The following is a 12,221-nucleotide window of genomic DNA, read 5'->3' on the forward strand; positions in this document are numbered from 1 at the left end:
TTTCGGCGCCCTTGGCGCTTATCCGCTTGAAGGGAGGTCGCGGGAATGGTTGGTCCCGGGCCAGCCGGCAGCGACCGGCGACACGGCGGCTTTTGACCTCCGTGAGCCGGCAGCGACCGGCAGCAAGGGAGGGTTCGACATGGCGGGGCCACAACCGGGCTTGCCGGCCAGCGGGCAGGACGAGCAGACGCCCCCGGACGGGGCGGGGCCGCCCGGCGGGGCCGGCCACAACGTTCCGCTGCACGAGCGGGCCTACCGCATCCGCCGCAACGCGCTGCGCATGGGCGAGGTGCAGGGCCAGGGCTATATCGCCCAGGCGCTCGGCGTCGCCGACGTGCTCGCGGTCTCCTATTTCCACGCCATGCGCTACCGGCCGGAGGAGCCCGAATGGGAGGGGCGCGACCGCTTCCTGCTGTCCATCGGCCACTATGCCATCGCGCTCTATGCGGCGCTGATCGAGGCCGGGATCCTCCCCGAGGACGAGATCGAGACCTACGGCACGGATGACAGCCGCCTGCCCATGTCCGGCATGGCCAGCTACACGCCCGGGATGGAGATCACCGGCGGTTCGCTCGGCCAGGGTCTCGGCATTGCGGTCGGGATGTGCCTCGGCCTGAAGTGCAAGCGCTCCGGCAGCTTCGTCTATTGCCTGTTCTCGGACGGCGAATGCGACGAGGGCTCGGTCTGGGAGGCCGCCATGTCGGCCGGGAGCTGGAAGCTCGACAACCTCGTCGGCATTGTCGACGTCAACAACATGCAGGCCGACGGCCCCTCGACGGCCGTGCTGAACTTCGAGCCCCTCGGGGCCAAGTTCGAGGCCTTCGGCTGGCATGTGGAGCGCGTCGACGGGAACGACTTGGAGGCGCTGGTCGCCGCTTTCGACCGGGCCCGGCGCCTCGCCGAGCCGAAGCCCCGGATCGTCATCTGCGACACCCGCATGGGCAAGGGCGTGCCCTTTCTCGAAGCGCGCGAGCGCAATCACTTCCTCAGGGTGGAGCCGGAGGAATGGTCGCGGGCGCGCGAGGCGCTCGACGCCGGGAGGCTCGCATGACGCGCGACAAGTACCGCCGCCCGGCGCCGGCCCCGGCCGGCTCCCGCCTCACCACCTCGGCCATGATCGCCTCGCTGGCCGGGCCGGATCAGCGCACCAGGCCGGCCCCGTTCGGCCACGCCCTGGCGGAACTCGCGCGAGAGCGGACCGACATCGTCGGGGTCACGGCCGACCTCGCGAAGTACACCGACCTGCACATCTTCGCGCAGGCCCATCCGGAGCGGTTCTTTCAGATGGGCATGGCCGAGCAGGTCATGATCAGCGCGGCGGCCGGCCTCGCGCGCGAGGGTTTCACGCCGTTTGCCACCACCTATGCCGTGTTCGCCTCGCGCCGCGCCTATGACTTCATCGCCATGGCGATCGCGGAGGAGAACCTGGACGTGAAGGTGGTCTGCGCCCTGCCGGGGCTGACCACCGGCTATGGCCCGAGCCACCAGGCGACGGAGGACATCGCGATCTTCCGGGGCATGCCCAACCTGACCATCATCGACCCCTGCGACGCGCACGAGATCGAGCAGGCGGTGCCGGCGATCGCCGCCCATCGCGGGCCCGTCTACATGCGGCTGCTGCGCGGCAACGTCCCGCTCTGCCTCGACGAATACGGCTACCGGTTCGAACTCGGGAAGGCGCAACTCATCCGGGACGGGCAGGATGCCCTGATCGTCTCGTCGGGCTTCATGACGATGCGGGCGCTGGAGGCGGCCGAGGCGCTGCGGGCCGACAAGCTGGAGGTCGGGGTGCTGCACGTGCCCACGATCAAGCCGCTCGACGAGGCGGCCATCCTGCGCGAGGCCGGCCGGACCGGCCGCATGGTGATCGTGGCCGAGAACCACAGCATCGTGGGTGGGCTCGGCGAGGCCGTCGCCGGGCTGCTGATGCGATCGGACGTCCGGCCCGCGGCCTTCCGCCAGATCGCCCTGCCGGACATGTTCCTCGACGCCGGCGCCCTGCCGACCCTGCACGATCGCTACGGCATCTCGACCGAGGCCATGACCCGGCGCGTGCGCGACTGGCTGGGCGAGCGCGCCGCAGCGGCGACCTGAGGTGTTCGGTCCGGACCCTAAGTTGGCGACGCGCCGGACCGGGCGCGGAGGCGCCCTTCTGCTACCCCGGCATTCGGGTCGGATCGCTGCCGGACATGACATGTGCTCCAACGAGAACAACGAAGAGCTATTTCCGCCGAAGGGTCTTACTTGAGTGCTGCCCTGCTGCGGAATAGCCTCTCAGCCGGTACTCAAGGGGAGAGCGAATGAGGCGGCGGGAGTTCATCGCAGCCATGGGCGGCGCAGCCGCCGCTTTCCCGGCGTCCAGCTGGGCGCAGCAGGGTCCGCTCCGCCGGCTCGGCGTTCTTCTGGTTTATGGCGAGCAGCATCCGGACGCGCCGCTCATGGTTGGCACCCTGAAGGACTCGCTACAACGGCTTGGATGGATCGAGGGACAGACCCTCGCGATCGATCTCAGGTATGCGGGAGGCCAACCCGAACTCGTGAGGCGCTACACGGACGAGATCCTGGCGCACAAGCCTGAAGTCGTGTTCGCGCAGGGGGTCGTCGGAGCGGCCGCCATGCAGCGGGCCACGAACACAGTCCCGGTCGTCTTCATCCAGGTCCAGGACCCGGTCGGAGGCGGGTTCGTTTCGAGCCTGTCGCGGCCGGGAGCAAACCTCACGGGCTTCACGAACTTTGAGTATTCCTTCGTAGGCAAGTGGCTGGAGCTCCTGAAGGAGCTTAGCCCCCGTACCACGCGAGCCTTGGCGATCATCAACCCGGATAACCACGCGCGTTTTGCCGGCTACTCCGCGGCGCTGGAGCGAGCAACTCTGGGACTTGGCATTCAGGCCACCGCGGGTGGTGTTCACGATGGCCCCGCCATCGAGCGCGCGCTTGTGTCCCTTGCCCAGACTCCAAATGGCGGGCTTCTCGTGCTGCCAGACGCAACAACCGGCCTGCATGGGAAGCTGATTGTCGATCTCGCTGCGCAGCTCGGGCTGCCGGCCGTCTTTGCCTATAGTGCGCCGGTCCGGCTCGGCGGACTTGCGGCCTATACGAACAGCGTCGCCGAGGATGCACAGCGTGCCGCCGGCTATATCGACCGGCTGCTACGGGGGGCCAAGGTGAGCGACTTGCCCGTACAGGCGAGCGAGCGCTTCGAGACCGTGATCAATCTCAGGACAGGCGCCGCCCTTGGGCTCACCATCTCGCCGTCGCTTCTGGCGCGCGCCGACGAGGTCATCGAATGACTGACGGGAGGCGCTGGCCCGGCTGAGCGCTCTAGCGACATGGCCGCGTGCGGCCCACGCGCCTGCTTCTACAAGAAGGCGGCGTAGGCAGTCCGTTCAGCAAGTTGCGGCAATCTCTACTTGCACTAGACGGACAGAGAGGCTCCGTGGCGCCCAAGCCACAGCTTTTTGGGGCATCTGCTGACATGTTGTGCCCAGTCATTGGGCGACACCAAAATGAGGCTGACCCGTCGTGACTTGATCGGGGCGATGTCGCTCCCAGCTGCTGGCGCGCTCAGCGGATGCGGAACGATGACGGGGCCGTCGATCGGCAGTTTATGCCCGGACCGCCCGCCAGCGGAGGGGCCAGTCGGTCCGCTGACCATCGATACGCATGTCCATATGTTCAATGCGTCCGATATCCAGATCCGGGACTACATCGCCAAGGTCCGCTCGATCGACACGCCGGGCCTCGAGCATCTGGCAGACGTCTTGGCTGTGCTCGGAGATGCTCTCGCACCCAGCGGCCAGCACGAGGCGGCGGTCCTGCGCGATGTCGGGGGGCGGCTCGCGGCCGCCTGCGGGCCGGGAGAAGCGGGACGCGCTCTTTCGAGCATGGCCGAAGCTCAGCACCAGCGCAGTATCGGTGCCGTCAAGGCGGCATCCGCACGCCTGCGACCGCGGGGTCTCAGGTCTACGCGCGCCCATCAGGTCGCGGACGCGATCGCGGCGTTGCCGGATCGCTACGCAACCATGACGGCCCGCCGGCGGAAACGGCGCTTACTCACGCGATCCTACGGGGCCGGCAGCGATGCCGAGGCAGCGGCCGAATTCGTGGCCCACCAGCTCCAATACAGGTTCGTGAACCTGATCGACTTCCTGGACGGTTACCAGGCCCGCTCCGGTCGGCGCATCGACCTCGCGCTTTGCCACATGCTGGACTTCGACTGGCCCCTGTCAGGCGGTCGACCGACGCCGACCTCGCTCGAGGACCAGGTCGACCTCATGGAGCAGGTCGCGATCCTGACCGGCGGTCGCGTGCACGGCTACGCGCCGTTCGATCCGTTCAGGCAAGTGGCCTTCAGTCTCGGGATGGAGCCCAACAACCCCCTGGATCGGGTCGTCTCGGCCGTCACGACGCGCGGCTGCATCGGCGTCAAGATGTACCCGCCCATGGGATTCGCTCCCTACGGCAACACGTTCCTGGATCCGAAGCTCTGGCTCGGCTCGTCCATCCCGAAGGCGCTGCAGCGGCCAGACCTCGGTTCGCTGCTCGATGCGGCGCTCGGCCAGCTCTACGTCTGGTGTGCGGCCAGCGGCGTGCCGATCATGCTCCACACCTCGGCTTCGAACGGGCCCTCGGTGGACTTTCGGACCATTCCGACGGATCCGAGCCACTGGACCAGCATGCCGGAGCCCTTCTCCCAAAACCTCAGGGTCAGTTTCGGCCATTTCGGGGACACCGACATTGGTCGCATCAATACTGGCCGGGCGGAGAAATATGCGGCTTTGATGGGCAAGCCGGGCGAGCCGGGCGCAAATTACTACGCTGATGCCGCCTATTTCACCCACGGGCTCGACAACCCGTCCACGGTCAAGGATGCACTCGGGAAGCTGTATGGTCTGACGGCTCAGCGAGGTGACGCGGCGTTGGCGCAGCGGCTGATGTACGGCAGCGACTGGGAGATGCTGCTGATCGAGGGCGGGGACACCACCGGCTATCTCAGCAACTTTGTCGGCATCTTCCGGGACCTCGACAAGACCAGGGGTCTGGGCGCGGAGGGTCGGCTGAGCGAGCGCTTCTTCGGCCTGAATGCCGCCCGCTATCTCGGCCTGCACGACAAGGACACCGACAGCACGCGCGGCCGGCTCGACAGCTTTTACGTCGCGAAAGGCGTCGCCCGGCCCGCCTGGCAAGTCAAGGTGGACCGAAGCGTCGGGCTCTCGTCTTGACTTGCCCGAGTTGACGAGCGGGCGCTTCGGACGGATCAATCCAAGCTCGGCGGTTGGATAGAGCCATGTTCTGGGCGGAGGGGGAGCTCGCGCGGTTTCTTCCAGGGGCGCTCGTCGAATGGGCGTCATCAGAGACGCGCCACGCCTCCGGCTCGACGTCCCAACGCTGTCCCGCCACGCTCCTCGTCGCGGACATTTCCGGCTTCACGCGGCTGACCGCAAAGCTCTCGCGGGACGACAGCAAGGCGGGCGCTGAGCGGATCAGGCACGTCCTCGACACCTTCATGGCCCGGCTTGCGGCCATCATCCAGGCCGAGGGCGGCGTGGTGGTGAGCTTCGAGGGCGACGCCCTCATGGCTGGCTGGCGGCATGAGCCGCACAGCGGCTCGGCCGCGCTGGCAACCTGGCGAGGCTGCTGGTGCGCCGAGCGCCTGCATGCGGGGGTGAGCGGCAGCGATGTCCTGGGCGAGGTGCTGACTCTGCGCTCGGCCGTGGCGGTCGGCGAGGTCGAGGTGCTCCACCTCAGGCTTGCCGACGGCAGCCGCAAGGTCGTGCTGGCCGGCGCGTGCGTCAGCGAGGTTTCGCGCTGCGCGGCCCTCGCCGAGAGCGGCGAGATCCTGGTCTCCGGCGGGGCATGGTCGCTTGTCCGTGACAAGGTGCAGGGCATCCCGACCGAGGACGGCGTAACTCTCCGCAAGGTCACGGAGCGGCCGGCCTTGCCCCCCCCAACCGGACCCGAGTCCGCCCCGTGCGACGTAACCGACGCCGGGCTCTATCTGCCGTCCGTGCTGCGCCATCGGCTCGGCTCCTCGATGGGCCATTGGTTGGGGGAACTGCGCACGGTCACCACGCTGTTCGTGCGGATGATCGGCGCGGGGGCGCTGGAGCGGCTGGAGACCGTCGAGGCGGCTGTGGACCTCCTGGGAGCCAAGGCTGCGCGTCTGCAGGGCGACGTGCTTCGGGTCGCGGCCTGCGAAGGCGGGCTGCAGGCCCTGGTCGTGTTCGGACTCCCTGGTCACGCCCATGGCGACGACCCTCGCCGTGCGTGCCTCGCGGCGCTCGACCTTCAGGCGGCGGGTCGATCGCTCGGCCTCAGCATCTCCACCGGCATCGCCAGCGGCGGTGTCTTCTGCGGCGCGATCGGCACCGCGACGCGGGCGGAATACACCGTCTTGGGCGAGGCCGTGAACCGCGCCTCGCGACTGTCGGCCCTGGCGGCCGGCCGGGTCCTGACGGACGATGCAACGGCCGCTCAGGCGCGAGCCGGGATCACGTTTGAGGGTCCCTGGACCATACAGGTGGCCGGCCTTCGGGCGCCCCTTGCCACCTACGTGGCGACGGCGCGGAGGTCCGTCGGAGGTTCGATGCGAGGCGAGCCTCTGGTCGGCCGGAGCTGCGAGCTCCAGCGGCTCGAGGCGCTGGTCCGGGGCCCGCATCAGGCCTCCGGATCGCTGACCTTGATCGAGGGCGAGCCCGGGATCGGCAAGTCGAAGCTGCTCGAGGTCTTCGTCGAGAGCTGCCGGGCACGCGACGCCGTGGTGCTGGAAGGGGCAGCAGACGACCTGGAGCGGAACACGCCCTACTTCGCGCTCCGCCGCATGCTGCGCGAAGCGCTGCAGCTCGAAGACAGGCGCGGCAGCGACGCGCATGACCGCGTCGCCGAGCGGCTGCCCGGCCATCCTGATCAGATCCGGTTCATTCCCCTGCTCAACGACGTGCTCGAGCTCGACCTCGACGAGAGCGGCACCGCTGATGCGCTCTCGAGCGCGGTCAGGGCCGAGAACTTGCGCCGTCTCCTAAAGGCGATCCTGGCCGAGGCGCTCGGGCCTGGTCCCAGCGTGCTCGCGGTGGAGGACGTGCACTGGCTCGACCCGCAATCGGATGCCTTGCTGGTCGAGCTTTGTCCGGTGATCCGCGGCCTCACCATGGTCGTGACCGCACGGCCCGAGAGGCCGCGCCCGCTCGCGATCGAGGCGGTTTCCGGACTGGCACGCTGGCGCCTGAACGCGCTGAACCAGGACGACAGCGCCGAACTGGTCCGCACTCACGTGGGGGACACCGCCGTCGCGCCGCGGATCCTGCAGGCGATCTGCGAGCGCACCAGCGGCAACCCCTTCTTCATCGGAGAGCTCTGCCGGGTGATCCGCAGCCGCGTCGATCCGGGCTTAGGGGCCGACGCTGCCGTGCGGCCGGAGCAAGGGACGGACGAGGTCGCCTTGCCGCTCTCGGCCCAGGCGGCCGTGCTGAGCCGCATCGATCTGCTCCCGCAGGCCGAGCATTTTCTGCTCAAGATCGCGAGCGCCATTGGAGCGAGCTTCACGGCCGAGGACCTGAACGAGATCGAGCTCGTGCAGGCCACCGGCATCGACGTGGGAGAGGCGCTCACGAACCTGCTCGACGCGCATCTGGTGCGGGCCGCAGGCCTCTCACGCTTCGTCTTCAGCCACGCCATCGTGCGGGAGGTCATCTACTCGGGCATGCTGTCGGAGCAGCGGCGCGCAGCCCATGCGGCGGTGGCCGAGGCGATGGAGCGAGCCGGCCATCCGAGCGACGCCGAAACCCTGCCGCTGATCCTGACGCAATGGCAGCGGGCGGAGAACCGGGCCAAGTGCGTCGGCTACCTCGACCGCGTCGCCGAGCTTCGGCTTCGCATGTTCGACAACGAGGGGGCGATCGCGCTCACGACGTCCTTCATCGAGATGGCTCGCGATCCGACCCTGGGGATCGGGGCCGAGCGGCTCGCCTCGGCCCATTTCATACATGCGGCGGCGGAGCTGGGCTTGGGCCGCAATGCGGAGGCGCAGGCCGCCTATGAGCTCGGCCTCGGTCTCCTTGACATGCCGGTGCCGGCAGGCGGGACCCGGCTCCGCGTCGCGGTGCTGAAGCAAATCGCCGAGCACCTCGCGCTCTCGGGCCGGCGCTCCCGGCGCCGGGACAGCCCAGCCACGGCGCGCAGGGGCCGCGACCGGATGGGCGACGAGGTGCTCCTGAAGGCGGCTGGAGCGCACGAGGACCTGACCCGCATCTACTATTTCCAGGGCAACAAAGCGCGCCTGCTCTACGCGACGCTGCGGGCCACGAACCTGGCCGAACGCGCCACCAGGCTCTCGCCTGTCCTGGTGGTCAACTACGCAAGCCTGGGAGCGATCTGCGGGGTCGTGCCGCTGCGCGGACGTGCCACCCATTATCTCCGGCTCGCCGAGCGCTTGGCCGAGACGGTGGGCAGCCCTGCCGTTGACATCCGGGTCGCCCAGATGAGGGGCCTCTACGAGACGAGCGTCGGCGATTGGCGCGCCGCCTGCGCGCATTTCGAGGCCGGTCTGGCCAGCTCCCTGCAACTCGGCGACCGGAAGCGCTGGCTGGAGATGGCGATCGGGCTCGAGACGATCATCAATCCATCGCTTCTCAACCCCGCCTACAAAGGCGAGGCCGCTTGGCGGAGCCTGGTCGAGAAGGTGATCCATCTCGGCCGAGAGGTCGGCGACCTGCACATTCTCGGCTGCGGATTGACGGGCGCGCTTCGAGGCCAAGTTGGCCAAAGAGCCTGTTCGGGTGCCCACGCGCACATGAACGAGCTCGAGACCCTGATGAGCACGGACCCCGGGGCGCTGGAGCCGATCTCCCGGCTCGAAGGCGCCGCCATCTTGGCCGAGGCCGCGCGCGACCGGGGCGACGAGCACGGCTACGTGCGCTGGCTCCATGAGGCGAGCCGCTGGGCGGACGAGGTCAACCCGGGCATCAAGTCCCGCACCCTGATGGCCTTCGTGGCCCTGTTTCGGGCAGCCGCGCGCGGCGCGGCGGCTGCGGACGGGGTGGGTGCGCTCCGGCAGCGGCTCGCGTCGCAGAGCACGCAGGGTCTCAGCCAGTTCTCCCGCATTTACCCGATCGGCGGGCCCCGCACCGCCCTGTTCTGCGGCGACCTCGAGGCGCGCCGAGGGCGGCCCGGCTCGGCTCGCCGCCAGTGGCAGCAGGCCTTGCGGGAGGCCCTTCGTCTCCACATGCCGGCCGACGCGCTGGCGGCCCTGTCACGTCTCGGCCGCGACGAGGCCCCCCTCAGAGGATCCGACCGAGCTGCCCATGAGTGGCTCGAGGGCAGCCTGCTTCGTTCGCGAGAACCTTGGGTCGAAGCGGCCCGCCGCTCGGCCGAGCTCCTGACCATTGATGCGTGAGGCGGGAATGACCCAGCGATCCGGCAAGCCCCGCGTCTTGGTTGTGCTGGCCCATTTCGACGACAGCCGTAACCCGAACGGGCGCCCGAACTTCATTCCACAGGGCGTCGGCCACGCGGTTCTGGCCGGCGCGTTTGATCGCGACCGGGTCGACGTCGCGCTCTACAGCGAGTTCCACAGTGGCCCGCTCCTTGACGAGCGGACCTTGTCCTGGCCCGACATGCTCGTCCTGACCGGAGTCACATCGGCCTTCGACCGCATGCGCCAGCTCGCCGCCTATGTGCGGACCAAATCGCCGGGCTGCGTCGTGGTCGCGGGCGGCCCGGCCGTTCGCAATCTGCCGCTGCTGTCGGCCGAGACGTTCGACTATGCCTGCCATGGCGATGTCGAGGAGCTGAGCGAGATCGTCGCCGCCGTTTACGGACCGGACGCCGCGGCCGAGACGATGGAGCCGCGCTTCGACCTGCTGACCTGGTCGAGCCCTGTGAACTACGCGGAGACGAGCCGCTACTGCAACTTTCGATGCTCGTTCTGCGCCTTGACGGGCGAGCGGCGCGACTACCTCAGCTACGACCTGGGTGTCGTCGAACGGCAGCTTCGCAGCTACGCCAAGCGCAGGATCGTGCTCTTCGTCGACAACAACTTCTACGGCAACAACCGCGCCGTTTTCATGCGGAAGCTCGACATGCTGGAACGCCTTCACCGCGAAGGCGTGCTGCCGGGCTGGGTCGCGCTGGTCACGAGCGACTTCTTTGCCCATCAGGGCCACCTCGACCGGGCGCGTCGGGCCGGTTGTCTCGGCCTGTTCTGCGGTGTCGAGAGCTTCAGTCCGACCCAGCTCGCGGCCTACAACAAGCGCCAGAACCTGGTTGCGCCGCAGGTCGAGCTGATCCGGTCCTGCCTGGAGGCCGGGATCGTGTTCCAGTACGGGCTGATCTTCGACCCGGCCGTCCGCGCCCTCCGCGACATGGAGCAGGAGCTCGACTTCGTGCTCGGGTGCAGCACGATCCCGCTTCCGGCGTTCCTGAGCTTGACCATCCCGCTGCTCGGCACCCCGCATTTCGACGAGGCGGTCGCGAGCGGCCGCTTCCTGCCGGACGCCAAGCTCCGCGACATGGATGGCTTCACGCTCCTGACGCGGCCGCGCGACGGGATCGAGGCCGTGCTCCCGTTCGTGCGACAGCTTGCCAAAATCGAGGGCCGCGGTTCCGACGTCGCGCGCCACGCGTTTGGCTTCTGGCGGCGGTACAGGCGCAGCTTGTCCGCCCGCCAGATGGTGACCCTGCTGATGAACAGCGCCCGGCTCTGCACGCCTGCCGTCCTCAACGGGCGTCGGACAGGCGGGCTCCAGGCGGAGGAGACACTCACCTACGTCACGACCACCCAGCCCCTCGGCCCGCTCTACCGCCCGGCCTTCCCGGTCGCCGACCGCTTCGCCGGCCATTTCTCGCCCACCATGATCACGGACGCAGACGGCGAGCTGCTCCCGACCATCGCGGCCAATCTTGCGGCACGGCGGCATCCTCCGCGCCAACCCGCCCAGGTCGCCTCGTGAGGCGCACACGACGGGAGCCGCGACACCGACGGCCGTCCGGCGGCGTCTTCCACCGGCCGACACGCGAGCGGCTGTGGGGACCGAGCCGCGTGTGTTGACGATCCGTTAACCATGTTTGCCGAGAGTGAGGCTGCGCGGCGAAATGCCCAACGCGGCTTTCCGAGGACGCGCCTCTCCGCCCCAATGCGCTGGAGCGACTGCCATGACGCGGCTCATCCTCCACATCTCCGGTCCCGCCTTCATCATGGGCTGCATGGTCAGACGCGCGTGGCGGAGATCGCTGGCGTAAGCACGGCGGCACGGGTTGGTCGCCGGTCACAGCTGCTCGGCACGCCGGTCGTGGCGACGGAAGCGAACGACTCGCCACGAAGCCGCCGAAACCTCGGCTCGGTCGGCGACTCCCCGGCGTCTCTGGTCAGGTCTCCATGCGCACCGGTGCGGTTGGTGCGATGGTGGGCGCACTAGGGCTCGAACGAATATCTAGTCCTCAGGTACGAAGGCCGGTTCTCAATCGAGGCCGCTGCAGCCGCGAGGACCCGCTTGCTCGCAGCCGGTATCGGTACGCCTGTGAAGGCCGGAAGTAATTCGTCGCAGGGTCGGTGATGAACCCCGCAGACAGTCACACCGCCGCGAGAGTCCCTGAACGGGTGATCATCAAGGCCCAGGCCTCGCATCCGGTGAGCGCGGCAACGGCCGTACCCTAGGCGAGAAAACCGGCTCGTCTCATCGGTGCGGCGCCTCCTCCCGGATTTCAGGCTCGCTCCACTCATAGGGCTCAAGGGCCGAATTCGGCACGACGCGAAGGCCATTGTCGCTCTTCACGAGATGATGCGTCCCGCCGATTTCGCCGAGAGCCTCCATGTAGTCGAAGATGCCTCGGCCGCGCTCCACAATGCCGATCATTCCAACGAGGGTTCCGGTCCCGACCATCCCGTAATCTCCCTAACGCGCAATAACGATACTTGCTTGCGTTCAGTGTCTGCCCTGCCGACCGTGCCCGTTCAAGCTCGTTCCGTAGCGTGCTAGCGCCAAAGCGAAGCAGGGTCGCGGGGCGGTATGAGGCTGGCGCAGGTTCTGGAGCGACACGGGGTCGACCCGCGATCGACCCTCGTCCTCTTGGTGACGACTGCGAGGCAGGCCAATTTCGACGATCCCAGTTTGGGTAGAGCTAAAGCGGCGCTCAGGTGGAAGGCCACGACATCAGAAACTTTCCGCAAACGGCGAGATCGAACAAGGATGTTCGAGTGAAGTTCACCTGCGGATCAGGTGAACAAT

7 protein-coding genes are annotated in these 12,221 nt (G+C 68.3%); 6 read left to right on the plus strand and 1 reads right to left on the minus strand.

Annotated features, from left to right (window positions below; translation table 11 throughout):
- Positions 1-139: 139 nt before the first annotated feature.
- From JWR86_RS14665 to JWR86_RS14690, 6 genes are all read left to right on the plus strand, one after another.
- Complete coding sequence (locus JWR86_RS14665) at positions 140-1,051, plus strand: transketolase (protein ID WP_299566916.1); 912 nt, start codon at positions 140-142, stop codon at positions 1,049-1,051.
- The gene (locus JWR86_RS14670; protein WP_299566918.1) at positions 1,048-2,094 is read left to right on the plus strand and encodes a transketolase family protein; all 1,047 of its coding nucleotides are present in this window, start codon (positions 1,048-1,050) and stop codon (positions 2,092-2,094) included. Before JWR86_RS14665 ends, JWR86_RS14670 begins: the two co-directional genes overlap by 4 nt.
- 206 nt (positions 2,095-2,300) lie before the next feature.
- Positions 2,301-3,290 carry an ABC transporter substrate-binding protein gene (locus JWR86_RS14675; protein WP_299566920.1) on the plus strand — a complete coding sequence of 330 codons (990 nt, stop codon included), beginning with the start codon at positions 2,301-2,303 and terminating at the stop codon, positions 3,288-3,290.
- A 168-nt stretch (positions 3,291-3,458) separates the two neighbouring features.
- Positions 3,459-5,222 carry an amidohydrolase family protein gene (locus tag JWR86_RS14680; protein WP_299566922.1) on the plus strand — a complete coding sequence of 588 codons (1,764 nt, stop codon included), beginning with the start codon at positions 3,459-3,461 and terminating at the stop codon, positions 5,220-5,222.
- 65 nt (positions 5,223-5,287) lie between these two features.
- A complete protein-coding gene (locus JWR86_RS14685; RefSeq protein WP_299566924.1) occupies positions 5,288-9,391 on the plus strand; it encodes an adenylate/guanylate cyclase domain-containing protein in 4,104 nt (1,367 codons plus the stop codon).
- A 7-nt stretch (positions 9,392-9,398) separates the two neighbouring features.
- The gene (locus JWR86_RS14690; RefSeq protein ID WP_299566926.1) at positions 9,399-10,946 is read left to right on the plus strand and encodes a radical SAM protein; all 1,548 of its coding nucleotides are present in this window, start codon (positions 9,399-9,401) and stop codon (positions 10,944-10,946) included.
- A 723-nt stretch (positions 10,947-11,669) separates the two neighbouring features.
- Here the strand turns inward: JWR86_RS14690 and JWR86_RS14695 are convergent.
- Positions 11,670-11,876, minus strand: coding sequence for a hypothetical protein (locus JWR86_RS14695; RefSeq protein ID WP_299566928.1), 207 nt, complete (start codon positions 11,874-11,876; stop codon positions 11,670-11,672).
- Positions 11,877-12,221: the final 345 nt, after the last annotated feature.

It is taken from the genome of Enterovirga sp., from assembly GCF_028290205.1.
Taxonomy (GTDB): domain Bacteria; phylum Pseudomonadota; class Alphaproteobacteria; order Rhizobiales; family Beijerinckiaceae; genus Enterovirga.

What these genes read in the sequence shown, in the direction of transcription:
- JWR86_RS14665 (WP_299566916.1), top strand. Translation starts at nt 140, where the DNA reads ATGGCGGGGCCACAACCGGGCTTGCCGGCCAGCGGGCAGGACGAGCAG.
- JWR86_RS14670 (WP_299566918.1), top strand. Translation starts at nt 1,048, where the DNA reads ATGACGCGCGACAAGTACCGCCGCCCGGCGCCGGCCCCGGCCGGCTCC.
- JWR86_RS14675 (WP_299566920.1), top strand. Translation starts at nt 2,301, where the DNA reads ATGAGGCGGCGGGAGTTCATCGCAGCCATGGGCGGCGCAGCCGCCGCT.
- JWR86_RS14685 (WP_299566924.1), top strand. Translation starts at nt 5,288, where the DNA reads ATGTTCTGGGCGGAGGGGGAGCTCGCGCGGTTTCTTCCAGGGGCGCTC.
- JWR86_RS14690 (WP_299566926.1), top strand. Translation starts at nt 9,399, where the DNA reads ATGACCCAGCGATCCGGCAAGCCCCGCGTCTTGGTTGTGCTGGCCCAT.
- JWR86_RS14695 (WP_299566928.1), bottom strand. Translation starts at nt 11,876, where the DNA reads ATGGTCGGGACCGGAACCCTCGTTGGAATGATCGGCATTGTGGAGCGC.